Source organism: Tissierella sp. MB52-C2, from assembly GCF_030931715.1.
Taxonomy (GTDB): Bacteria; Bacillota; Clostridia; order Tissierellales; family Tissierellaceae; genus Tissierella.
This window is the reverse complement of record NZ_CP133261.1, coordinates 2,958,182-2,980,896: the sequence shown is the minus strand read 5'-3', so window position 1 is coordinate 2,980,896 and position 22,715 is coordinate 2,958,182. Positions and strand designations below refer to the sequence as shown.

At 33.4% G+C, this 22,715-nt stretch carries 27 protein-coding genes; 26 read left to right on the top strand and 1 reads right to left on the bottom strand.

What is annotated here, in order from left to right:
• The first annotated feature begins 183 nt into the window (after positions 1-183).
• The 9 genes from fsa (at position 184) to prfA (ending at position 7,795) form a co-directional block, all read left to right on the top strand.
• Entirely contained in the window at positions 184-831 is a 648-nt protein-coding gene (fsa, locus tag RBU61_RS15210; protein ID WP_308876471.1) for a fructose-6-phosphate aldolase, read from the top strand.
• 11 nt (positions 832-842) lie between these two features.
• On the top strand, positions 843-1,811 hold the full coding sequence (glpX, locus tag RBU61_RS15205) for a class II fructose-bisphosphatase (protein WP_308876469.1): 969 nt from the start codon (positions 843-845) through the stop codon (positions 1,809-1,811).
• A gap of 146 nt (positions 1,812-1,957) precedes the next feature.
• On the top strand, positions 1,958-3,319 hold the full coding sequence (rho, locus tag RBU61_RS15200; RefSeq protein ID WP_308876467.1) for a transcription termination factor Rho: 1,362 nt from the start codon (positions 1,958-1,960) through the stop codon (positions 3,317-3,319).
• 95 nt (positions 3,320-3,414) lie between these two features.
• Positions 3,415-3,615, top strand: coding sequence for a 50S ribosomal protein L31 (gene rpmE, locus RBU61_RS15195; protein WP_308876465.1), 201 nt, complete (start codon positions 3,415-3,417; stop codon positions 3,613-3,615).
• A 235-nt stretch (positions 3,616-3,850) separates the two neighbouring features.
• The gene (locus RBU61_RS15190) at positions 3,851-4,801 is read left to right on the top strand and encodes a DUF1385 domain-containing protein (RefSeq protein ID WP_308876463.1); all 951 of its coding nucleotides are present in this window, start codon (positions 3,851-3,853) and stop codon (positions 4,799-4,801) included.
• On the top strand, positions 4,795-5,628 hold the full coding sequence (gene prmC, locus RBU61_RS15185) for a peptide chain release factor N(5)-glutamine methyltransferase (protein WP_308876461.1): 834 nt from the start codon (positions 4,795-4,797) through the stop codon (positions 5,626-5,628). The genes RBU61_RS15190 and prmC overlap by 7 nt, the downstream gene beginning before the upstream one ends.
• A gap of 14 nt (positions 5,629-5,642) precedes the next feature.
• Complete coding sequence (locus RBU61_RS15180) at positions 5,643-6,185, top strand: chromate transporter (RefSeq protein ID WP_308876459.1); 543 nt, start codon at positions 5,643-5,645, stop codon at positions 6,183-6,185.
• Positions 6,182-6,700, top strand: coding sequence for a chromate transporter (locus RBU61_RS15175; RefSeq protein WP_308876458.1), 519 nt, complete (start codon positions 6,182-6,184; stop codon positions 6,698-6,700). The genes RBU61_RS15180 and RBU61_RS15175 overlap by 4 nt, the downstream gene beginning before the upstream one ends.
• 30 nt (positions 6,701-6,730) lie before the next feature.
• Positions 6,731-7,795: a peptide chain release factor 1 gene (gene prfA / locus RBU61_RS15170; RefSeq protein ID WP_308876456.1), complete on the top strand. Its 1,065-nt coding sequence runs from the start codon at positions 6,731-6,733 to the stop codon at positions 7,793-7,795.
• 58 nt (positions 7,796-7,853) lie between these two features.
• On the opposite strand, the gene RBU61_RS15165 is transcribed toward prfA, so the two are convergent.
• Positions 7,854-8,564, bottom strand: a complete 711-nt coding sequence (locus RBU61_RS15165; RefSeq protein ID WP_308876454.1) for a ZIP family metal transporter — start codon at positions 8,562-8,564, stop codon at positions 7,854-7,856.
• Between the two features lie 212 nt (positions 8,565-8,776).
• Between RBU61_RS15165 and RBU61_RS15160 the strand changes: the two genes are divergently transcribed.
• The 17 genes from RBU61_RS15160 (at position 8,777) to atpA (ending at position 22,700) form a co-directional block, all read left to right on the top strand.
• Positions 8,777-9,826 carry an L-threonylcarbamoyladenylate synthase gene (locus RBU61_RS15160; protein WP_308876452.1) on the top strand — a complete coding sequence of 350 codons (1,050 nt, stop codon included), beginning with the start codon at positions 8,777-8,779 and terminating at the stop codon, positions 9,824-9,826.
• 11 nt (positions 9,827-9,837) lie between these two features.
• A complete protein-coding gene (locus tag RBU61_RS15155) occupies positions 9,838-10,272 on the top strand; it encodes a low molecular weight protein arginine phosphatase (RefSeq protein ID WP_308876450.1) in 435 nt (144 codons plus the stop codon).
• A 34-nt stretch (positions 10,273-10,306) separates the two neighbouring features.
• Positions 10,307-10,744 (top strand): ribose 5-phosphate isomerase B, encoded by a 438-nt coding sequence (rpiB, locus tag RBU61_RS15150; protein WP_308876448.1) that lies wholly within the window; start codon positions 10,307-10,309, stop codon positions 10,742-10,744.
• Positions 10,745-10,798: 54 nt separating this feature from the next.
• Complete coding sequence (upp, locus tag RBU61_RS15145) at positions 10,799-11,428, top strand: uracil phosphoribosyltransferase (RefSeq protein WP_308876446.1); 630 nt, start codon at positions 10,799-10,801, stop codon at positions 11,426-11,428.
• Positions 11,429-11,442: 14 nt separating this feature from the next.
• Positions 11,443-12,465 (top strand): MraY family glycosyltransferase, encoded by a 1,023-nt coding sequence (locus RBU61_RS15140; protein ID WP_308876444.1) that lies wholly within the window; start codon positions 11,443-11,445, stop codon positions 12,463-12,465.
• Between the two features lie 205 nt (positions 12,466-12,670).
• Positions 12,671-13,780 carry a non-hydrolyzing UDP-N-acetylglucosamine 2-epimerase gene (wecB, locus tag RBU61_RS15135; RefSeq protein ID WP_308876442.1) on the top strand — a complete coding sequence of 370 codons (1,110 nt, stop codon included), beginning with the start codon at positions 12,671-12,673 and terminating at the stop codon, positions 13,778-13,780.
• Positions 13,781-13,900: 120 nt separating this feature from the next.
• On the top strand, positions 13,901-15,286 hold the full coding sequence (locus RBU61_RS15130; protein ID WP_308876439.1) for a sigma 54-interacting transcriptional regulator: 1,386 nt from the start codon (positions 13,901-13,903) through the stop codon (positions 15,284-15,286).
• Between the two features lie 258 nt (positions 15,287-15,544).
• On the top strand, positions 15,545-16,726 hold the full coding sequence (locus tag RBU61_RS15125) for an acetyl-CoA C-acetyltransferase (RefSeq protein WP_308879832.1): 1,182 nt from the start codon (positions 15,545-15,547) through the stop codon (positions 16,724-16,726).
• A 165-nt stretch (positions 16,727-16,891) separates the two neighbouring features.
• Positions 16,892-17,548, top strand: coding sequence for an acetate CoA-transferase subunit alpha (atoD, locus tag RBU61_RS15120; RefSeq protein ID WP_308876437.1), 657 nt, complete (start codon positions 16,892-16,894; stop codon positions 17,546-17,548).
• Complete coding sequence (locus tag RBU61_RS15115) at positions 17,548-18,198, top strand: 3-oxoacid CoA-transferase subunit B (RefSeq protein ID WP_308876435.1); 651 nt, start codon at positions 17,548-17,550, stop codon at positions 18,196-18,198. Before atoD ends, RBU61_RS15115 begins: the two co-directional genes overlap by 1 nt.
• Positions 18,199-18,417: 219 nt before the next feature.
• Positions 18,418-18,636, top strand: a complete 219-nt coding sequence (locus RBU61_RS15110) for an AtpZ/AtpI family protein (RefSeq protein WP_308876433.1) — start codon at positions 18,418-18,420, stop codon at positions 18,634-18,636.
• 4 nt (positions 18,637-18,640) lie between these two features.
• Positions 18,641-19,012 (top strand): ATP synthase subunit I, encoded by a 372-nt coding sequence (locus tag RBU61_RS15105; protein ID WP_308876431.1) that lies wholly within the window; start codon positions 18,641-18,643, stop codon positions 19,010-19,012.
• A gap of 90 nt (positions 19,013-19,102) precedes the next feature.
• Positions 19,103-19,774 carry a F0F1 ATP synthase subunit A gene (gene atpB / locus RBU61_RS15100; protein WP_308876429.1) on the top strand — a complete coding sequence of 224 codons (672 nt, stop codon included), beginning with the start codon at positions 19,103-19,105 and terminating at the stop codon, positions 19,772-19,774.
• A gap of 28 nt (positions 19,775-19,802) precedes the next feature.
• On the top strand, positions 19,803-20,084 hold the full coding sequence (atpE, locus tag RBU61_RS15095) for an ATP synthase F0 subunit C (protein WP_308876427.1): 282 nt from the start codon (positions 19,803-19,805) through the stop codon (positions 20,082-20,084).
• A gap of 51 nt (positions 20,085-20,135) precedes the next feature.
• A complete protein-coding gene (gene atpF / locus RBU61_RS15090) occupies positions 20,136-20,645 on the top strand; it encodes a F0F1 ATP synthase subunit B (RefSeq protein WP_308876423.1) in 510 nt (169 codons plus the stop codon).
• Complete coding sequence (locus RBU61_RS15085) at positions 20,633-21,175, top strand: F0F1 ATP synthase subunit delta (RefSeq protein WP_308876421.1); 543 nt, start codon at positions 20,633-20,635, stop codon at positions 21,173-21,175. Before atpF ends, RBU61_RS15085 begins: the two co-directional genes overlap by 13 nt.
• A gap of 19 nt (positions 21,176-21,194) precedes the next feature.
• A complete protein-coding gene (atpA, locus tag RBU61_RS15080) occupies positions 21,195-22,700 on the top strand; it encodes a F0F1 ATP synthase subunit alpha (RefSeq protein ID WP_308876419.1) in 1,506 nt (501 codons plus the stop codon).
• The last annotated feature ends 15 nt before the right edge of the window (positions 22,701-22,715 follow it).

Sequence of the window (22,715 nt, the reverse complement as noted above, 5' to 3'; positions counted from 1 at the left end):
CGTAAAGAAATTTATATGTTTGAGCGTAGCGAGTTTATAAATTTTAGGATTTTGTAGCTGAATGAATTGTAGGAGTTATCCATATTCGAAACAGCACGAACGTGTATTTTTTCATTATGATGTTGGTTATCTATAACTAAGGGTAGTGAATAGTTATTCACTAGAAAAAGAGGGGGAAGATTTATGAAGCTTTTTATTGATACTGCAAATATAGATGAAATAAGAGAAATAAATGAATGGGGAGTTATTTGTGGAGTTACTACTAATCCTAGTTTAATTGCTAAGGAAGGTAGAGACTTCAAAGAAGTTGTTAAAGAAATTTCTGAAATTGTTGATGGACCTATTAGTGCAGAAGTTATTTCTTTAGAAAAAGATGGTATGTTAGAGGAAGCAAGGGAACTTACTAAGATCCATAAAAATATAGTAATAAAGATTCCTATGACAAAGGAAGGACTAAAGGCTGTAAAGGTCTTATCTTCTGAAGGAATAAAGACAAATGTAACTTTAGTTTTTTCTGCTAATCAAGCCTTACTTGCAGCACGTGCAGGGGCTACTTATGTAAGTCCCTTTATTGGCAGACTTGACGATATAGGAAATGAAGGAATATCTCTTATTGAGGATATAGTAAATGTATTTAATGTCCATAATATAGATACTGAAATAATTGCTGCAAGTATAAGACATAATGTCCATGTATTAGATGCTGCAAAGGCGGGAGCCCATATTTCAACTATACCTTATAAGGTGTTTTCACAAATGTTAGACCATCCTTTGACTAATATTGGTATAGATAAATTCTTAAAGGATTGGGATAGTTTACAAACTAAATAGGGAGTGTTAAAATGGATAGAAACTTGGCTTTAAATTTAGGAAGAGTAACAGAAGCAGCAGCATTGGCCAGTGCAAAGTTTTTAGGCAGAGGAGATAAAAATGCTGCAGATCAGGCTGCTGTTGATGCCATGAGAAGAATGTTTGATACTGTAAATATAGATGGAGTAGTAGTTATAGGCGAAGGAGAAATAGACGAGGCACCTATGTTATATATTGGAGAGCAAATAGGTATAGCAGGACCTGATAGTCTAAAAATAGACATAGCTGTAGATCCTCTTGACGGAACTAGTTCCATAGCCTTCGGTAGACCAGATGCTGTTTCAGTTGTTGCCATAGCTCCTAGAGGCTGTATGCTTCATGCTCCAGATACTTATATGAATAAAATTGCAGTAGGACCAAAGGCCGCTGGAGTTATAGATATTAATAAACCTATAGAAGAAAATATTGCCAGTGTTGCCAAGGCTTTAGATAAAGATATATCTGAAGTTACTGTAACTATGCTTGATAGACCAAGACATGATAAATTAGCAGAAGATATAAGAAAGGCAGGAGCTAGAATTAGAATGATTACTGATGGAGACGTAATAGCTGCCATTAATACTTGCTTTGAGAAAACAGGTGTTGATATGATGGTAGGTATAGGTGGTGCTCCAGAAGGAGTAATTACCGCTGCTGCATTAAAATGTATGGGTGGAGAATTTCAAGGAATTTTACATCCTGCAACTGATGAACAAAGACAAAGATGTATAGATATGGGGGCTGATCTTAACAAGGTATATAAAACAGATGACCTTGTAAAAGGAGACGAAATAGTATTTGCAGCAACGGGAGTATCTCACGGTGAATTGCTTCAAGGAGTTAAATACTTAGAAAATAATGTTGCAGCTACTCATACTCTAGTTCTTAGGAGAGAAACAGGAACTATTAGATTTATAGAAGCCACACATAAGTTAGATAAGAAACCGGAATACGCTAAATAAAATCAGTTAATAACTAATAGTGAAAAGTGAATAGTTTAAAGCGAAGCTTTAGAGTCTAGCTAATTGCTTCCAATTTATTGGAAGCTTCCATAACTATTCACTATTAGTTATAAGTTATTAACTAAAATTGAAAGGGGTGTCAATATTTGACGGAGCAGGAACTGTCAGGGAAGAAGATTAGTGAACTACGAGAAATTGCAAAATCACAGGACATAGCTAGTCCTTATAAATATAAAAAGGATGAATTAATTGATATAATACTTCAAAGCTATGCATTGAAAGAAAAGGAAAGTAATATGGAAAAAGATAATGAAGATAAAGAAGGCATTAAGATAAAGGATATTGCAGATAATTTACCTGAAAAGGTAACAGAAGAATTAGAGAATATGGAAGTAATAAATAGTGCTGAAGGAATCCTTGAATTACATACAGATGGATATGGATTTTTAAGATCAGATAATTACCAATCTGGTGATGAGGATATATATATTTCTCCTTCACAAATAAGAAGATTTAGATTAAAAACTGGAGACAAAATTTTTGGAGTAACTCGTGATCCAAATCCTGGTGAAAGATATAAGGCTCTTCTATATATTAAATCTGTTAATGGAATGCATCCAGAAACGTCTATCAAAAGACCTAATTTTGATAATTTAACCCCAATTTATCCCAATAAAAGATTAAAACTTGAGACAAATTCATCTGATTTATCCACTAGAATGATAGACTTAATTGCACCTATTGGAAAGGGACAAAGAGGTATGATAGTATCTCCTCCAAAGGCTGGAAAAACTTCCTTACTAAAAATGGTTGCCAATAGTATATCAGAAAATCATCCAGAAGTGGAAATTATTGTATTATTAATAGATGAGCGACCAGAGGAAGTTACAGATATGAAAAGGTCTGTAAAGGGTGATGTGGTTTATTCTACCTTTGACGAACAACCTCAGCATCATACTAAGGTTGCAGAAATTGTTCTTGAAAGGGCAAAACGTCTTGTGGAACATGGAAAAGATGTAGTTATTTTGCTAGATAGTATTACAAGGCTGGCAAGAGCCTATAACTTAACTATTCCGGCAACAGGAAGAACCCTATCAGGAGGATTGGATCCAGGAGCATTGCATAAACCTAAAAGATTTTTTGGTGCAGCAAGGAATTTAGAAGAAGGTGGAAGCTTAACTATTTTGGCCACAGGTTTAGTGGAAACTGGAAGTAGAATGGATGATGTTATATTTGAGGAATTTAAGGGTACAGGTAATATGGAAATCCACCTAGATAGAAAATTATCTGAAAAGAGGATTTTCCCTGCCATAGATATTAATAAATCAGGAACTAGAAGGGAAGAATTACTTCTTTCTCAAAAAGAACTTGAGACAATTTGGGGTATAAGAAAAGCCTTAGGTAACGCACCTACACAGGATGTAACCGAGACTTTAATAGAGTCTTTACTAAGATCTAAGGACAATGAACATTTTATAAATGAGATGAGAAATAAAATTTGGTTATAGTTGAAAATAGAAAAAATATATGCTATAATTTAATGGTTGAATTATAGAAAAATGTTTTTTTGCTATAGACTAGCAGTCGGAAAGAGGTGAAAGGAATGAAAGCGGATATTCATCCAAATTATAACGAGGCTACTGTTATTTGTGCCTGTGGAAATACATTTAAAGCAGGTTCAGTTAAAGAAGAATTAAAAGTAGAAATCTGTTCAGAATGTCACCCATTCTTTACAGGCCGTCAAAAGTTTGCTGAACGTGGTGGACGTGTTGAGAAATTTAAGAAAAAATACAACAGAGACTAATTTTGTCAAAAAAACTAGGTTAGATGCTATAGCAACTAACCTTTATTTTTTATGACCTAACCCAGTGAACGAACGTAGTGAGTGAACTGTAGGTAGGTCAAACGCAATGAAAACCCAATTTGTACGAGTGTAACGAGTAAATAAATTGGTGTTTGAAACTGCGTAACCAGACTTAGAGCTAGAATCGACTTAAATAATAGAATGGCAGGTCAAACGCAAAAAAAGGGGTGAGTATATGAAAATAAAAAATTTAGATAGAGTACCAAAACATATTACAAGTATCGGGGGTCAGGCTCTAATTGAAGGAGTTATGATGCGTGGGCCTAAGGATGTTGCAATGGCTGTTAGAAAGCCAGATAAGGAAATTGAAGTAAAGGTAGAGAAACTCCAAACCTTGGGGATGAAATATAAAATATTTAGACTTCCCCTCATAAGAGGTGTAGTAGGATTGGTGGAGGCAATGCTTTTTGGTACTAAGGCTCTTATGTACTCGGCAGAATTCTTTGAAGAAGAGGTAGAGACTGAGCCTAAGGAAAGCTTTACACAGAAGATATTTAAAGATAAGGCAAATGATGCGGAAATGGTCTTTGCAGTGGTTACTTCCTTAGTTTTGGCTGTAGGTATGTTTATGATTTTACCTACTATTTTGACTAATTTTTTTAAGACAAAAATTCATAGCTCCATAGGGTTAAACTTAGTAGAAGGATTAGTTAGAATAATAATATTTCTATTATATATAATAGGAGTATCTAGATTAGATGATATTAGAAGGGTCTTTGAATATCATGGTGCAGAACACAAAACCATTCATTGTTATGAAAATCAAGAAGAATTAACTGTGGAAAATGTAAAGAAATATCCAATCCTTCATCCTAGATGTGGAACTAGCTTTTTATTTATGGTTATGATAATTAGTATTTTAGTCTTGTCATTCTTTGGGTGGCCAAATCCATTACAGAGATTTATCGTAAGAATCTTAATGTTTCCTGTGATTGCAGGAATATCTTATGAAATAAATAGGTTAATTGGTAAAAGTAATGGAAAATTAGCGTACTTCCTATCTTATCCAGGACTAATGATTCAAAAATTAGCTACTGTAAAGGAACCAGATGAAGAACAGATCGAAGTGGCTATAGAATCTTTAAAAGCAGTATTAACTGATAATAAGGAAGAGGATAAATGGTAATAATAGATGAACTACGTAGGAGATATAAGGATTTTTCATTAGATGGAATTTTGATCTTATCTAAACTATTGAATGTAGATAAATCCCATATCTATACCTACGGTGAAAAGGAAGTTTCAAAGGAAGTAGAAAATAAATTTATATATCTTATGGAAAAGAGAACTAAAGGGTATCCTATTCAATATATTTTGAAGGAAAGAGAGTTTATGGGACTAGAATTTTATCTAGAGGATGGAGTTTTAGTCCCTAGACCAGATACTGAAATTTTGGTAGAATATGTGATAGATTATATAAATAGAAGATATAAAGGTATAAATATTAAGGCATTAGATATTGGAATAGGTAGTGGTGCAATTTCACTAAGTGTTGCCAATTACTGTAAAGATGTAGAGGTCTATGGTATAGATATAGAAGATATACCTATTAAGGTGGCTAATATAAACAAGGAAAAGTTTAACTTAACCAATGTAAGTTTTTACAAAGGCGACTTATTCCAAGCCTTAGAGGGTTTAGATTTAAAGTTTCATATAATAATGTCAAATCCTCCATATATAGCTTCAGAGAAAATAGAAGGCTTACATACTACAGTAAAGGATTTTGAACCAAGGGTGGCATTAGATGGTGGAGTAGATGGGTTAGACTTCTATAGAAGGATTACGGTTGAAAGCAAGAAGTATTTAAAGGACAATGGGCTTTTAATATATGAAATAGGATTTGACCAAGGAGAAGAAGTCTATAATATTTTAGTAAAAGAAGGTTTCAGTAATGTTTCCATATTAAAAGACTTACAGGGACTAGATAGAGTAGTCCTAGGTATTAAGAAATAAGGGTGGTGCTTTAAGTGGAATTATTATTTAAACTATTTATGACGTTTTTTAAAATAGGTGCATTTACCATTGGTGGTGGATATGCAATGCTTCCATTAATTCAAAGAGAAGTAGTGGAAGAAAATAATTGGCTTACATCAGATGAATTTGTGGATATACTAGCTATAGCAGAAGTAACACCAGGACCTGTGGCTGTAAATACAAGTACTTATGTAGGATATAAGAAGGCGGGATTTAAAGGAGCAATAATATGTACACTAGGAACTGTTCTTCCTTCATTTACTATTATACTCTTAATTGTGACATTCTTTTGGGGATATAGAACTAATCCCATTGTAGATAAGGTATTTTTAGGAATAAGACCTGCAGTATCGGCTTTAATATTTTCAGCTGTATATAAACTGGGAAAAACCATGAAATTCAACAAGGCTATGGTAATAGGAGCAGTACTTACAGTTCTTTCTATACTATTATTTGATTTAAGTCCAATAATTATAATCCTTGTTTCTTCCATTGGCTCAATTATCTATTTTAAAAACAAGGAGAAAAAAATATGAATATATTTAAACTTTTTATCTCATTTTTGAAAATAGGAGCCTTTAGTTTTGGTGGTGGATATGCTATGTTACCGCTAATAAGGAAAGAGATAATAGATGTTCATGGTTGGCTGACTACTAAGGAATTTATAGATATATTGGCTGTAGTGGAAATGACACCAGGACCTGTTGCTATAAATTCTGCCACATTTTTAGGATATAAGGTTGGAGGAATATTAGGAGCAATTGCCGCAACATTTGCTGTAGTTTTACCATCTATAGTTATAATACTGATCATTGCCCATTTCCTATCTAAGTTTAAGAGTTCACCCTATGTATCTTGGGCATTTACAGGAATAAGACCAGTAGTACTAGGATTAATTACCTCTGCTAGCTTAACAGTAGCTAAAGATGCAATTATAGATATAAAGAGCTTTGTATTAATGGCAATACTCTTCTATTTAACATCATTTAAAAAACTGCATCCAATATTGGTTATTGTGTTAGCTGGAGTAGTAGGAGCATTTATATATTAATTGACAATTGTATTAAGGAGGAGTGAAAGAATGTTAGATAAATTGGCTTCAATTGAAGCTAGATATGATGAACTTGGTGAAAAAGTAATAGACATGGAAGTAATAAATGACAGAGAATTATGGCAAAAGCTTATGAAGGAGCATTCAGATATTGAACCTATAGTATTTAAATATAGAGAATTTAGAGAAACTAGGGATGGCTTAGAAGAAGCTAAGGAAATGCTTAGAGATAAACTAGATGAGGAAATGAAGGAATTAGTTAAAGAAGAAATAAAAGATTTAGAAACTAATCTAGCTACAATAGAAGAAGAACTTAGAATATTACTTATACCAAAGGATCCTAATGACCACAAAAACGTTATAGTGGAAATAAGAGGAGGAGCTGGTGGAGATGAGGCAGCTCTATTTGCAGGAGTATTATTTAGAATGTACTCAAGATATGCAGAGAGAAATAGATGGAAAGTAGAAGTAATGAGCAGTAATGAAATTGGTATAGGTGGATTTAAAGAAGTAATATTTATGATAAGAGGTAAAGGTGCATATAGTAGATTAAAATATGAATCAGGAGTACACAGAGTTCAAAGAGTACCTGAAACTGAAGCCAGTGGTAGAATTCATACATCTACATCTACAGTTGCAGTATTACCAGAAGCTGAAGACGTGGATATAGAAATTCAAGAAAAGGATTTAAAGATAGATATCTATAGATCTTCAGGAGCAGGTGGACAGCACGTTAATACTACTGACTCTGCTGTTAGAATTACTCATATACCTACAGGAGTAGTAGTTGCCTGTCAAGATGAGAGAAGCCAAATCAAAAACAGAGAAAAGGCAATGAAAATACTTAAAACTAGATTATACGATAAAATGTTAACTGATCAAGAAGCAGAAATAGCAGAAGAAAGAAAAGGTCAAGTAGGTACGGGAGATAGATCAGAAAGAATTAGAACTTACAACTTCCCACAAGGAAGAGTAACAGATCACAGAATTAACTTAACATTATATAAATTAGATGCTTTTGTAGATGGAGATTTAGACGAAATGATAGACTCCTTAATTACATCAGATCAAGCAGAGAAATTAAGTGGAGAATAATAAATTTAAATAGCTCCGATTTTTGAAGCCAAGCTTCAAAAATCGGAGTTATTGTATATTATTTAAAATATAATATAATTCCAAGTATAAATCCACCAATAACTCCAAGGCTGGAGATTCTACCTTTGTAAACATTTTTTCCAGTTGGGATTAAATCATCACAGACTATATATAGCATAATCCCACCTGCTACAGCTAAACAAATGGATATTATATTGTTGGATATGGTACCTAAATAGGCACCAATATATGCACCTATACCTGTGGGAGCACCTGCTAATATGCTAATGGCCATTATTTTAATAGGGCTGACATTCTTCATACTTAGTGGCAGAGCCATAGATATTCCCTCTGGAATATTATGTAAGAGCATGGCAAAAGTCAATACAAATCCAAAATCAGATACGCCTACTAAAGTAGAACCTAAGGCTAAACCCTCAGGCATATTATGTATAGCTATACTTAATGCTAAAAGCAATCCAGATCTTATTCCTACTAAATATTCCATTTTTTCAATTAGAAGTTCCAATATAATGATAATGGTAATTCCCATTAAAACACCTAGAATTACATTAAGGATTCCACCTAAGTAAAAGGCTTCTGGGAATAAATGAAAACTTACTATAAACATCATAAAACCACTAGTTAGTCCAAGCAAAAAACTTAAAACCTTATCCGTTTTCTTTATATATATGCCAATAAAACTTCCAAGTCCAGTACCAACTACTCCTACTAATAATCCAATAAGTCCAACAAACCATATATTCATAAAAATCCCTCCCACTAATAAATATGAAAAGTCTTTGATAATTATTAGTTATTAATTTTTAATTCACTTTGATTTCTAATTTAAAAAATATCCATTATGAAATAAAAAGCACTAATTATTCTTTGTTAATTGTTAATCCTAAGGTAATAATATATAATTAAATCAGTGAATAATGAATAGTTATTCACTTTTCATTAGATTTGGAGGTTAATATGGATACTAAAATATTAAAGATAATAGAAGACAATATAGATGAAAACTTAATAAATGAAGCAGTAGACAAAATTAAAAGCGGTGGGCTAGTTGCATTTCCTACAGAGACCGTTTATGGTCTTGGAGCCAATGGATTTGATGAGTCTGCTGCAAAAAAGATTTTTATTGCCAAAGGCAGGCCACAGGATAATCCCTTAATCCTTCATGTGTCGTCTATTGACCAAGTAGAGGAATTGGTAATGAAGATACCTGAAGTAGCTAAAAAATGTATGGAAAAGTTTTGGCCGGGACCTCTTACTATACTTTTAAAAAAATCAGACAAGGTTTCTAGTATAATTACGGCGGGACTAAATACTGTAGCCATTAGAATGCCTGAGAATAAAATAGCATTAGAGCTAATAAAAAAGTCTAATATTCCCATTGCGGCACCCTCTGCTAATACATCGGGAAGACCTAGCCCTACATCGGCAAAACACGTTATTGAAGATTTAAATGGCAAGGTTGATATAATAATAGATGGTGGAAATGCTGGAATAGGTTTGGAGTCAACAGTTCTAGATTTATCAGGAGAAATTCCGATGATTCTTCGACCTGGTGGAATAACGAAGGAAGATTTAATAAAAATAATTCCCAATATAGAGGTAGACTTTGCTATAATAAAAGAAGATGAAAATATTGTACCTAAATCACCTGGACAAAAATACAGACATTACGCTCCTAAATCAGAGATGATAGTTTATAATGGAGAAGTTAGAAACATTGTAGAGACTATTTCAGTAAAGACTAAGGAATATATAAGTAATGGAAAAATTGTAGGAATTATTTGTACAGATGAGACAAAGGAATTTTATAAAGAAGGCATAGTAATATCTATGGGTAGTAGAAAAGATAAGAAAACCATAGCCCATAATTTATTTAATACCCTAAGATTATTTGATGAAGAAAATGTAGATATAATTTTAGGTGAAGGCGTTGATTTTTCCTTTCTAGGAACAGCCATAATGAATAGAATGATGAAGGCTTCTGGAGGTAAAATCATAGAAGTTTAAGGGGGATATAAATGAAGATATTATTTGTATGTACTGGTAACACTTGTAGAAGCCCTATGGCTGAAGGTATTTTGCGTTCCATAGCAGAAAACAAAGGTTTAAATATAGAAGTTAAATCTGCAGGTATTTCTGTATTTGATGGAGATAATGCATCTATTAACTCCATTGAGGCGATGAAGAAAATAGGCATAGATATATCTGACCATGAAGCTTCTCAGCTACATATAGGTTTAATAGAAGAGGCAGATTTGATTTTGACCATGGGGGATTCCCATAAGAACTTTATAATATCAAACTTTCCAGCATCTGCTGGTAAGGTTTATACTCTAATGGAATACGCCTATAATAAAGGCAAAGATGTATCAGATCCCTTTGGAGGCAGTCTTAAACTATATGAAAATATAAGAGACGAGATATATCAGGCAATAGTACAGATTGATTTTTAATAGTCCATTGACTTTAAAATAGGGAGGAATATAAATGAAAATTGGTATAGGCAGTGATCATGGAGGATTTGAATTAAAAGAATATATTAAAGAATATCTGGATAAGGAAGGAATTGAATATATAGATTGTGGAACTGATTCCATGGATTCAGTAGATTATCCTGATTATGGAAAAAAGGTATCTGAAGCTGTAGTTAAAAAAGAGGTAGATAGAGCCATAGTTATCTGTGGCACAGGTATTGGTATTTCCATAGCTTGTAATAAAGTAAAGGGCATTAGATGTGCATTGTGCGGAGATACCTATTCTGCAAGAATGAGTAGAGAACATAATGATGCTAATATTTTAGCCCTTGGTGGGAGAGTCATAGGAAGGGATTTAGCCATGGAAATAGTAGGAATTTGGTTAAAAACTGAATTCGCTGGAGGAAGACATGGAAGAAGAATAGAAAAAATAAGTGAAATTGAAGTTTAATTTGTGATATAATCTTTAAGGAAAAAAATTAGGAATATGAAGGGAGTTTTTTATATGGCAAAAGTAGTAGTATTTGATCATCCTCTTATTAAACATAAACTTACATTTATAAGGGATAAAAACACTGGTTCAAAGGAATTTAGAGAATTAGTTACAGAGGTTTCTATGTTAATGGGATATGAAGTAACTAGAGATTTTCCTTTGGAAGAAATTGAAATAGAAACACCCGTTACAACTATGAAATCACAAGTTATATCAGGTAAAAAGGTAGGTCTTATTCCAATACTTAGAGCAGGACTTGGTATGGTTGATGGTATGTTAAATTTACTGCCTGCAGCTCGTGTAGGCCATATAGGTCTTTATAGAGATCCAGAAACTTTAAAACCTGTGGAATATTACTGTAAATTACCTCAAGATATTGAAGAAAGAGAATTAATAGTTTTAGACCCTATGCTTGCAACAGGAGGCTCTGCTGTAGCAGCTATAGACTTCTTAAAGGAAAAAGGAGCAACCTCTATTAAACTAGTTTGCTTAATAGCTGCTCCAGAAGGGGTAGATGCTGTAAAGGATGCCCATCCAGATGTGGATATTTATGTAGCAGCTTTAGATGAGAAATTAGATGAGCATGCTTATATAGTGCCAGGATTAGGAGATGCTGGTGATAGATTATTTGGAACTAAATAAAGGAGTGGATTAATGTGGGAAGCTTTATTGCACCATTTTTTCTAGCTTTATTGATTTCATTCATTTCCACCCCTTTAGTAAGAAAACTAGCATTTAAAATAGGTGCTGTGGATATTCCAAAAGACGATAGAAGAATACACAAAGAGCCAATGCCACTGATTGGTGGCTTGGCAATATTCTTTAGTGTAATTGCAGTTACTTTAATATTTTTACCACTAAATAGAGAAATAGTTTCAATTTTAATAGGTGGTACTATTATTGTAATAGGTGGAATTATAGATGATTTAAGGGAACTCAACCCTAAGGCTAAATTTGTATTTCAAATTATAGCAGGACTAATAATCATATATGGTGGTGTAAAGGTAGATTTTGTTACTAATCCCTTTACAAAAGATAGCTCTTTAATTTATTTACATTGGCTGTCTATTCCCATAACTCTTTTTTGGATAGTTGGTATTACTAATACATTAAACTTTATAGACGGATTAGATGGATTGTCAGCGGGAGTTGCTATGATCTCTAGTATAACCCTTATGATAGTGGCAAGTAAATTTGGATATACATCTATAATTATATTATCCGCTAGTATAGCAGGGGCTTGTTTAGGATTTTTACCTTTTAACTTTAATCCTGCTAAAATCTTCATGGGAGATACTGGTGCTTTATTCTTAGGATTTATGTTAGCAGCCATAACCATAGAGGGTGTAATGAAATCTGTAGCAACCATAGCAATTGTAGCTCCTATACTTATATTATCTGTACCTATTTTTGATACTACCTTTGCAATATTTAGAAGACTATTAAACGGTCAGTCCATAGCTTCAGCAGATAAGGGGCATCTACACCATAGACTTTTAAACAAAGGATATTCTCAAAAAAAATCTGTACTAATACTTTATGCTATGTCTGCTGGATTTGGATTATTTGCTGTAGTAATATCTAGGGCAAATACTAGGCAAGCAGTATATGCTTCCATAGGATTACTTTTAGTATCGGTGTTAGTGGCTATAAGACTAGGTATATTTGAGAAAAGATGAGAGAACCAGTGAAAAGTGAAAAGTGAAGAGTGAAGAGTAGAGAGACCTTGGGTCGTCAGTTAAATAGTTTCGAATTTATTCGAAACCTACACAACTATTCACTAGATGAACAAACTAAGCGATGTACACAAAATTGAAAACCACAATTTTGGTACCCTGCTTATATTAGTTATTAGCTATTCACTAAAGAAGAGGAGGGGTATATTTGAAAATAATGACTGTCTTTGGCACAAGACCAGAGGGAATCAAAATGGCTCCAATAGTGAAAGAATTGGAGAAAAGAGAAGGGATAGAGTCTATAGTATGTGTAACTGCTCAACATAGAGAAATGTTAGATCAGGTACTTAATTTATTCAATATAAAGCCAGACTATGATTTAGATATATTTAAACCTGGACAAACCCTAACAGATATTACAACAAGAGCTTTAAAAGGTTTAGAGGAAGTTATTATAAAGGAAAAGCCTGATGTATTACTGGTTCAAGGAGATACTACTACAGTATTTGCAGGAGCATTGGCCGCATTTTATCAAAGAGTAAAGATTGGTCATGTGGAAGCTGGACTTCGTAGTGGCAACCTATATTCTCCTTATCCAGAAGAAGCCAATAGAAAGTTAGCCGGTATACTTGCAGATTTTCACTTTACACCTACAGAGAAAAATAGAGAAAATCTATTAAGAGAAGATTATCCAGATGAAAAAATATTTATCACAGGAAATACTGTAATAGATGCTTTAAAATATGTTAGTCAAGAAGATTATATATTTGAATTAGATTTGTTAAACAATCTAGATTATAAAAATAAAAGAGTGATTTTAGTTACAAGCCATAGAAGTGAAAATATTGGTAAACCTATGGAAAATATATTTACTGCAATAAAAGATATTGTAGAAGAGTATAAGGATGTGGAAGTAGTATTTCCTATGCACTTAAATCCGAAGGTAAGAGATATTGCAAACAGAGTACTAGGGAGCAATAATAGAATTCATTTAATAGAACCACTGGACTATGAACCACTGGCAAACCTTATGTCAAAGGTACATTTAATAGTTACAGATTCTGGTGGACTTCAGGAAGAAGGACCAACCTTTGGTAAACCTGTACTTGTAGTTCGTGAAGAAACAGAAAGACCAGAGGGAGTAGAAGCAGGTACTGCTAAATTAGTAGGGACAACCTATGAAAAACTATATAATGAATTGAATTTACTATTATCAAATGAAGAAGAATACAATAAAATGGCAAACGCAATAAACCCATATGGAGATGGAAAGGCTAGTGAGAGAATAGTAGATATATTAGTTAATAGTGAAGAGTGAAAAGTGAATAGTTTTTGGGTCAGGCTTTTGGGTCTTTAGGTTAATAGTTTCTAGTTTACTAGAAACTTCCACAACTATTTACTAGTAGTTATTAGTTATTCACTAAAAGGGGGTCATATTGTGGATAAATTGATTGAACTTAAGGATAGTTTTGAGATGCTTGTGGATATTTTAAATTATGCTTATGAAGGTTATGTTTTAGTTGATCCTAATGGTAAAATCGTTAAGATGAACTATGAGAAGCTTATGGGCATAAAAGAGGAAGATGCCATAGGCAAACCTGTGGAAGAAATAATTGAAAATACCCGTATGCATATTGTATTAAAGACAGGAAAAAAAGAATTAAGGGATGTTCAAAGAATTCAAGGCCATGATATGATTACAAATCGTATTCCCATAATCAAGCAAGACAAGATAATAGGTGCTGTAGGTACAGTACTTTTTAAAGATATTAGTGAAGTCAAGGAGCTGGCCCATCAGCTCCTTGATTTGCAATCAAAGATAAATAAGTATAAGGGTGAAATTGAAAGAATAGAAGGTACAAAGTATTCTTTTCACAGTATAATTACTAGAAATCCAAAGATGGAGTATTTAAAAAAGGTTGGAAAAATGGCATCAGAAACTAATTCCACAGTATTGATTACTGGAGAATCTGGTACTGGAAAGGAATTATTTGCCCATGCCATTCATAGGGCAAGCTATAGAAAGGAAGAAGCTTTTATAGCTATTAATTGTGCTGCAATTCCAAAGGAATTATTAGAGTCTGAACTCTTTGGTTATGATAGCGGTGCTTTTACAGGAGCTAGAAAGGATGGTAAGCCTGGAAAGTTTGAACTTGCCTCTGGTGGTACTATATTTTTAGATGAGATTGGAGATATGCCTCTAGAAATGCAGGCAAAGATACTTCGAGTTTTAGAATCCAAGGAATTTGAAAGAATAGGTGGCAATAAAAAGATTAATTTTGATGCAAGGGTTATAGCTGCCACTAATGAAAATATTGAGGAATCTATAAAAAAAGGTAAATTTAGAGAAGATTTATATTATAGATTAAATGTAATATCCATAGAGATCTTACCTTTAAGAGAAAGAATGGAGGATATAGAACCTTTAACTGAAAATATTCTAGATTATCTAATTAAAGAAATGGCAGTAGGACAAAAAGAATTGTCTAAGGAAGCTATGAGAATATTAAAGTCTTACAGTTGGCCAGGAAATGTAAGGGAGTTAAGAAATATACTAGAAAGAGCAATTAATCTTTCTACAGGAAGAATCATACTACCTGAACATTTACCAGAAAGAATTATAGATGGAGAAAGCTATTTACCAAAGAATATAGAAGATATTCCTAAACTTAAAGATGTAGTTGAAGAAGTGGAGAAAGAAACTATAAAAAAGGCAATTTTATTGGCAAAGGGAAATAAAACCCTAGCTGCTGAGAAGCTAGGTATACATAGAACTGCCCTTTATAAGAAAATATATAAATATAAAATGGAAGACATGGAGTAAGTGTAGCCATAAGTATACATAAAAAAGAGGACTGTATACTTATGGCTACGTTTTTGTATGCAATAAATAAATTTTGTAGATAAATAACTACACTTATAAAATAAAAATATTTATTTTAAACTGAGCTTTTTCAAGAAACGAGTAAAATCAAATCTTTTGGCTTAGTGAATATTTATAGAAATCTTGGCATAGTAATTGCTTTGTATAGGTTATATAATATGTGTTTATATAATTTTAAATATAATAATAGGAGGTATTATAATGAGAGAAGTAGTAATTGCTTCAGCAGTAAGAACACCTATTGGTGCATTTGGTGGTAAATTTAAGGATGTATCTGCAGTACAATTAGGAACTATAGTTGCTAAAGAAGCATTAAAGAGAGCTAAGATAGAACCAAATATGGTTGAAGAAGTTATATTTGGTAATGTGCTGCAAGCAGGATTGGGACAAAATGTTGCTAGACAAGTTTCAGTACACGCAGGTATCCCTACGGAAGTACCTTCTTTTACAGTAAATAAAGTTTGTGGTTCTGGTCTTAAAACTGTTCAACTGGCGGCTCAAGCCATCTTAGCAGGAGAGGCAGATATAATATTAGCAGGTGGTACAGAAAACATGAGTCAAGCTCCATATTTATTGAAATCCGCTAGATGGGGTCAAAGGATGGGCAATGGTGAAATCGTGGACTATATGGTGGCAGATGGTCTATGGGATATTTTTAATGACTATCATATGGGAATTACAGCTGAAAATATAGTAGAAAAATATAGCCTTACTCGTGAAGAACAAGATGAATTAGCGGTAAGCAGTCAAAATAAAGCAGAAGAAGCAGTAAAAAACGGCAGATTCAAAGAAGAAATTGTTCCAGTGGAAATCCCTCAAAGAAAAGGTGATCCAATAGTAGTAGATACAGATGAGTATCCTAGATTTGGTGCTACCATAGATGGAATGGGAAAACTTAGGCCAGCATTTAAAAAAGATGGTACAGTAACAGCAGGAAATGCTTCAGGAATAAACGATGGAGCAGCTGCATTAGTTATAATGAGTAAAGAAAAGGCAGAGGAATTGGGAATTACTCCATTGGCTACTATTGCCTCCTACGGCTCAGCGGGAGTAGATCCTTCACTAATGGGAACAGGACCTATTCCTGCCACAAGAAAGGCTTTAGAAAAGGCAAATATAAAAGTGGAAGATTTAGATTTAATAGAGGCTAATGAAGCCTTTGCAGCCCAAGCTTTATCAGTTATAAAAGACCTTAATCTAGATACTTCTAAGATCAACGTAAACGGTGGAGCAATAGCCCTAGGTCATCCAATAGGAGCTTCAGGAGCAAGGATATTAGTTACATTATTACATGAAATGAAAAAAAGAGATGCTAAAAATGGTCTAGCTACTTTATGTATAGGCGGTGGCCAAGGAATAGCTATGATAGTTAAAAGATAGTTAAAAGTGAATAGTGAAAAGTGAATAGTTTTAGAACCAGTGAAACTAGGAATCTTTCTTCTAGTTAATAGTTTCGAATTTATTCGAAACTTCCATAACTATTCACTATTAGTTCTTCACTATTCACTACAAAGCTATTCACTAAAAATAAAGGGGGTTATATTTATGAATAAAGTTATATCTATTGACGAAGCCATATCTCATATCAAAGATGGTATGACTATTATGGTAGGTGGATTTTTAGGATGTGGATCTCCGCATAGATTAATCGATGCACTTGCGGAAAAAGGTGTTAAAGATTTAACATTGATTTGTAATGATTCTGGTTTTACTGATATAGGAGTAGGCAAATTAGTAGTCAATAAACAGATTAAAAAACTTATAGCTTCTCATATTGGAACTAATAGAGAAACTGGAAATCAAATGAATGCAGGAGAAATGGAAGTAGTGCTAGTACCTCAAGGAACTCTTGCAGAACAAGTAAGAGCAGGTGGAGCGGGATTAGGTGGCTTTCTAACTCCTACAGGAGTAGGTACAGTAATTGAAGAAGGTAAGGATAAAATGGTGATAGATGGTAAAACTTATCTTTTAGAAATGCCTTTAAGAGCTGATATAGCCTTAATTGCAGGAGAAACCGTAGATAAATATGGAAATATTGTATACTATGGAGCAACTAGAAATTTCAATACACTTATGGCTACAGCTGCTGATATGGTAATAGTAGAAGCTGAGAAGGTAGTAGAAGTTGGAGCATTAGATCCTAATCATGTTGTTACTCCAGGAATATTTGTTACTCATATAGTTAATGGAGGTGAGAAATAATGGATAAGAAAGAATTCATTGCTAGACGTGTAGCGAAGGAACTAAAAGACGGAGACGTAGTAAACCTAGGTATTGGATTACCAACAATGGTGGCTAACCATGTACCTAAACATATGAACGTATTTTTTCAATCAGAAAATGGCTTTATAGGATTAGGGCCTGCACCTCTTGAAGGAGACGAAGATCCTTATATAGTAAATGCAGGAGCTCAATGTGTAACTATTTTGCCAGGTGGAGTATTCTTTGATTCATCTACATCCTTTGGAATAATCCGTGGTGGACACGTGGATATAACTGTTCTTGGAGCATTACAAGTAGATGAAAAAGGAAACCTTGCCAACTGGATGATACCAGGAAAAATGGTGCCAGGTATGGGTGGAGCTATGGATTTAGTAGTAGGGGCAAAAAAAGTAATAGTAGCCATGGAGCATACAGTGAAAGGAAATCATAAGATACTTAAAGAATGCAATCTTCCATTGACTGCTGCAGGAGAAGTAAATTTGATTATTACTGAAATGGGCGTTATGGAAGTAACAGAAAAAGGATTATTATTGAAGGAAATAAACCCAGAATATACTGTAGATGAGGTAAAATTAGCTACAGAAGCAGAAATGATTATTTCTGAAAATCTAATAAATATGGAAGTGTAATAAACATAGAAATATAACAAAATGACTCTTAGAATCTCCTAGGAGTCATTTTGCTATACTATTTAATATTTATTTCAATATTGTGTTAAACTACTTGCATTAATTATCAAAATTTTATATAATTGAAACTGTATTTAAAAATCACATGATAAAATTCGACAAGATAATCAAACAATTAACAAAGTGTGCTTAGATAAAATATCTCATGGGAGTGAGGAAATGAAGAATAAAAATTACAAGGATACCTTTAAAAACCTAACCTTAGTTAGTCAAATCGGGCTCTCTGTGATTACGCCTATTTTACTTGGTGTTTTCGTAGGACAGTTCATAGACAAAAAGGCAGGAACAAATGGTATCTTTTCTATTATCTTCATATTACTTGGAACTGGCGGAGGGTTTATGAATATATTTAAGCTAGCTGGAGGAAAAAGGAAGTGAAAAAATGAATAATGATATTGTCTTTAAAGTTACAAAGAGAGTAGCCATAATATCTTTGTTAATTATAGGAATTTCTTTTTTTCTATTTAAAGAGCCTAAGCCTATAATTTATGGGTATATATTTGGTGCAATAATTAGTATATTAGGATTTAAATTGCTCAATAATACTATAAATAAGGCTGTGGATATGACACCGGGAAAGGCTACTGCCTATTCTACGGTACATTATATGTTACGTTATTTGATATACTTCATAGTTCTTGCAGTTGCTGCCCTAGCAGACTATCTTAATTTTCCTGCTGCGATTTTAGGACTATTAAGTGTAAAATTTATAATCATTGGTTCAGCAATATTTGACAAGGATTTTCAAAGATAATAATTAGCAATTAATATTTGCTAATTTTATATATTACATTTGGGAAATAATAAAGAAAATATATAAAAAAAAGAGAAAGGAGGGATATATTTGGAATTAGGAATAAATATTTTTGGAAATGAAATTATTGTACCTGACACTATAGTAGATATGTGGATAGTTACAATATTATTAATTATATTTGCCTTTATAGTTAATAGAAAAATCAAAAAGGCTAATGCTAATGAAGTACCATCTAATTTCCTAAATGTTGTAGAAATACTAGTGGAATCTGTAGAAAACCTAGTTAGGAGTACTATGGGACCACAAAACATGAAGTTTGCACCTTATATTTTAACATTGGCATTATTTTTAGCCGTGGCTAATCTATTCGGGCTAATAGGCTTATCGCCACCTACGTCAGATTATTCTGTTACTCTATCTTTAGCTTTAATTACTTTTGTACTGACACAGTATTGGAGTTTTAAAAATTCAGGCGGGATAGGTGGATATTTAAAGGGATTTACAGAACCTATGTTCTTTTTAACCCCGTTAAATGTTATCGGAGAGATAGCAAATCCAATCTCATTATCATTTCGTTTATTTGGTAATATAATGAGTGGTGGTATAATCATGGGTTTACTTTATCAAGCCTTAGGTATTATAGCGCCAGTAATTGCAGCACCACTTCACGCCTACTTTGACGTGTTCTCTGGATTGCTGCAAACATTTATATTTATTATGCTATCTATGATATTCATAGGTGGTGCAGCAGAAGAATAGTTTTTTAAATTTGAGAGGAGGAAATAAAATGCAAGGAATTACAAGTGAAGCTTTTATATTAGGGTGTTCAGCAATAGGTGCTGGTTTAGCAATGATAGCAGGTATAGGACCTGGAATTGGTCAAGGTAATGCAGCAGGACAAGGTGCAGCTGCAGTAGGTAGACAACCAGAGGCTAAAGGAGATATTACCCAAACAATGCTTTTAGGTCAAGCGGTAGCAGAGACAACAGGTATTTACGGATTAGTTATTGCTATAATCTTATTATTTGTTAGACCACTATTAACAGCTTATATTAATCTAGGATTATAATATCTGTATTTACCCCTTTTTTGGGGTATCTCAGGCTAAGGAGGTTAGTTTATGTTTGTAGTTAGAGCCTTGCCAGAATTATCATCTATGATTTTAGCTTGGGTTGCATTGTTGTTACTTTATGTAATTCTTAGACGTTTCTTATACAAACCAGTTTCACAATTTTTAATCGATAGAAAAACAAAGATTCAATCTGATATTGATGGAGCAAAGGTTTTGAAAGAAGAAGCTAATGCTTTAAAGGATGATTATGAAAGTAGAATTAATCTTGCAAAGAAAGAAAGTCAAGAAATCATCGAAGGTGCTAGAAAACGTGGAGAAGAATTAAAAGAGGACATCCTAGCTGAAGCTAGACATGAAGCTGAAAACATAGTATCTAGAGCAAGAAAAGAAATAACTCGTGAAAGAGAAATGGCCTTCCAAGATATCAAATCCCAAGCTGGTGAAATTGCATTACTTATTGCTTCCAAAATAATGGAAGAACAAATGAGCATTGATAAACAAGGAAAGCTAATTGATAAATTTATTGATGAGGTAGGTAGTTCAAAATGGCAAAGTTAGTAAGCAGTAGATATGCTTTAGCCTTATTTGAAGCGGGACTTGATATTGGAAAGATAGACGAATTCAATAAAGAATTGGATTTCTTGAAGGCAGTATTTGAAAAGGAAGTTAAGCTTCTTCAAATATTAAATCACCCAAGAATTAGTAAAAACGAAAAGAAACAATTAATAGACAAAATTTTCAAAGAAAAACTATCTCAAGAAATGATTAACTTCTTATATATATTAGTAGATAAAAGACGAGAAGGATTTATCTTAGATATAGTAGAAGAATATAAAGAGAGATTTAATGAACATGAAAATATACTAAATGTTGTTGCTATAACAGCTATTCCTATGGAAAAACAATCTAAAGATAAGCTTCAAGTAGTTTTATCCAATAAGCTAAATAAAAAAATACAGCTTTCAAATAAAGTAGACAAAACTATAATCGGTGGGGTTTTATTAAAGGTTGAAAGCAAAATCATAGACGGCACAGTAAAAGGACAATTAGAGTCCATAGGTCAAGCTATTGGTGGTATAGCAAACTAGCAAGGAGTGAGGTGAAAAAATGGAGTTAAGACCAGAAGAAATAGGTTCCATCATTAAGGAACAGATTAAAAGATATGAAAAGACTTTGGAAATGGTAGATGTAGGTACTGTTATTCAAGTAGGAGATGCCATAGCTAGAATTCATGGTCTAGAGGGATGTATGGCTGGAGAGCTTATAGAGTTTCCAGGGGAAGTATTTGGTATGGTGATGAACCTTGAGGAAGATAACGTTGGTTGTGTTCTTTTAGGTTCAGATGAAAAGATAAGAGAAGGGGACACTGTAAAGAGAACTGGTAGAATCATAGAAGTTCCAGTAGGAGACGCTATGATGGGTAGAGTTGTTAATGCTCTTGGTCAGCCAATAGATGGTAAAGGAGCTATTAACACTACTAAGTTTAGCCCTATTGAAAAGATTGCTCCAGGAGTTATCACTAGAAAGAGTGTTAATGAGCCCTTACAAACAGGTATTAAAGCAATAGACTCCATAGTTCCCATAGGTAGAGGACAAAGGGAGCTTATAATCGGAGATAGACAAACAGGTAAAACTGCCCTTGCAATAGATACTATTCTTAACCAAAAAGGTGAAGATGTTATTTGTATCTATGTTGCCATAGGACAAAAAAGATCTACTGTAGCTCAAATAGTTGATACACTAGAGAGACGTGGTGCAATGGATTATACAATTATTGTATCTGCTACAGCTAGTGAATTAGCACCACTACAATATATAGCTCCTTATGCAGGTGTAACAATTGCTGAGGAATTTATGAACAATGGTAAAGATGTTTTAATCGTATACGATGACTTATCTAAACACGCAGTTGCATATAGAGCCATGTCTCTGCTTTTAAGAAGACCACCGGGAAGAGAAGCTTTCCCAGGAGATGTATTCTATCTTCACTCAAGACTTCTTGAAAGAGCTGCAAAGTTAGATGATAAGTACGGTGGAGGCTCTATAACTGCCCTACCAATTATAGAAACTTTAGCGGGAGATATTACAGCCTATATCCCAACTAATGTTATATCTATTACTGACGGACAGATATTCTTAGAGACTGATTTATTCTTTGCAGGTCAAAGGCCAGCTATAAACACTGGACTTTCAGTTTCAAGGGTTGGAGGTTCTGCTCAAATTAAGGCAATGAAAAAAGTTGCGGGAAGAATTAAGCTTGAGTTAGCTCAATATAGAGAGTTAGCGGCCTTTGCTCAATTTGGTTCTGAACTAGATAAGGAAACTAAGGACAGATTAGACCAAGGGGAAAGAATGCTTCAAATATTAAAGCAGCCTCAATACAGTCCGGTATCTGTAGAGCATCAGGTTATAATTATTTATGCTGTACTTAATAAACATCTTGCTGATATTCCTGTAAATAAAATATCTACTTTTGAAAGGGAATTCCTACAATTTGTGGATAACAACTATCCAGATATAGTACAAAGTATAAAAACATCCAAAGATTTACTAGATGATAATATAGAAAGAATTCGTCAAGCCTTAGAAGAATTCAAAAAAAGCTTTCAGTAAGCTAAGCTACTAAAG

Excerpts from the sequence above, each read along its gene's own strand:
- fsa (WP_308876471.1), top strand. The coding sequence starts at position 184 with ATGAAGCTTTTTATTGATACTGCAAATATAGATGAAATAAGAGAAATA.
- glpX (WP_308876469.1), top strand. The coding sequence starts at position 843 with ATGGATAGAAACTTGGCTTTAAATTTAGGAAGAGTAACAGAAGCAGCA.
- rpmE (WP_308876465.1), top strand. The coding sequence starts at position 3,415 with ATGAAAGCGGATATTCATCCAAATTATAACGAGGCTACTGTTATTTGT.
- RBU61_RS15190 (WP_308876463.1), top strand. The coding sequence starts at position 3,851 with ATGAAAATAAAAAATTTAGATAGAGTACCAAAACATATTACAAGTATC.
- prmC (WP_308876461.1), top strand. The coding sequence starts at position 4,795 with ATGGTAATAATAGATGAACTACGTAGGAGATATAAGGATTTTTCATTA.
- RBU61_RS15175 (WP_308876458.1), top strand. The coding sequence starts at position 6,182 with ATGAATATATTTAAACTTTTTATCTCATTTTTGAAAATAGGAGCCTTT.
- prfA (WP_308876456.1), top strand. The coding sequence starts at position 6,731 with ATGTTAGATAAATTGGCTTCAATTGAAGCTAGATATGATGAACTTGGT.
- RBU61_RS15165 (WP_308876454.1), bottom strand. The coding sequence starts at position 8,564 with ATGAATATATGGTTTGTTGGACTTATTGGATTATTAGTAGGAGTAGTT.
- RBU61_RS15160 (WP_308876452.1), top strand. The coding sequence starts at position 8,777 with ATGGATACTAAAATATTAAAGATAATAGAAGACAATATAGATGAAAAC.
- RBU61_RS15155 (WP_308876450.1), top strand. The coding sequence starts at position 9,838 with ATGAAGATATTATTTGTATGTACTGGTAACACTTGTAGAAGCCCTATG.
- rpiB (WP_308876448.1), top strand. The coding sequence starts at position 10,307 with ATGAAAATTGGTATAGGCAGTGATCATGGAGGATTTGAATTAAAAGAA.
- upp (WP_308876446.1), top strand. The coding sequence starts at position 10,799 with ATGGCAAAAGTAGTAGTATTTGATCATCCTCTTATTAAACATAAACTT.
- atoD (WP_308876437.1), top strand. The coding sequence starts at position 16,892 with ATGAATAAAGTTATATCTATTGACGAAGCCATATCTCATATCAAAGAT.
- RBU61_RS15115 (WP_308876435.1), top strand. The coding sequence starts at position 17,548 with ATGGATAAGAAAGAATTCATTGCTAGACGTGTAGCGAAGGAACTAAAA.
- RBU61_RS15110 (WP_308876433.1), top strand. The coding sequence starts at position 18,418 with ATGAAGAATAAAAATTACAAGGATACCTTTAAAAACCTAACCTTAGTT.
- RBU61_RS15105 (WP_308876431.1), top strand. The coding sequence starts at position 18,641 with ATGAATAATGATATTGTCTTTAAAGTTACAAAGAGAGTAGCCATAATA.
- atpE (WP_308876427.1), top strand. The coding sequence starts at position 19,803 with ATGCAAGGAATTACAAGTGAAGCTTTTATATTAGGGTGTTCAGCAATA.
- atpF (WP_308876423.1), top strand. The coding sequence starts at position 20,136 with ATGTTTGTAGTTAGAGCCTTGCCAGAATTATCATCTATGATTTTAGCT.
- RBU61_RS15085 (WP_308876421.1), top strand. The coding sequence starts at position 20,633 with ATGGCAAAGTTAGTAAGCAGTAGATATGCTTTAGCCTTATTTGAAGCG.
- atpA (WP_308876419.1), top strand. The coding sequence starts at position 21,195 with ATGGAGTTAAGACCAGAAGAAATAGGTTCCATCATTAAGGAACAGATT.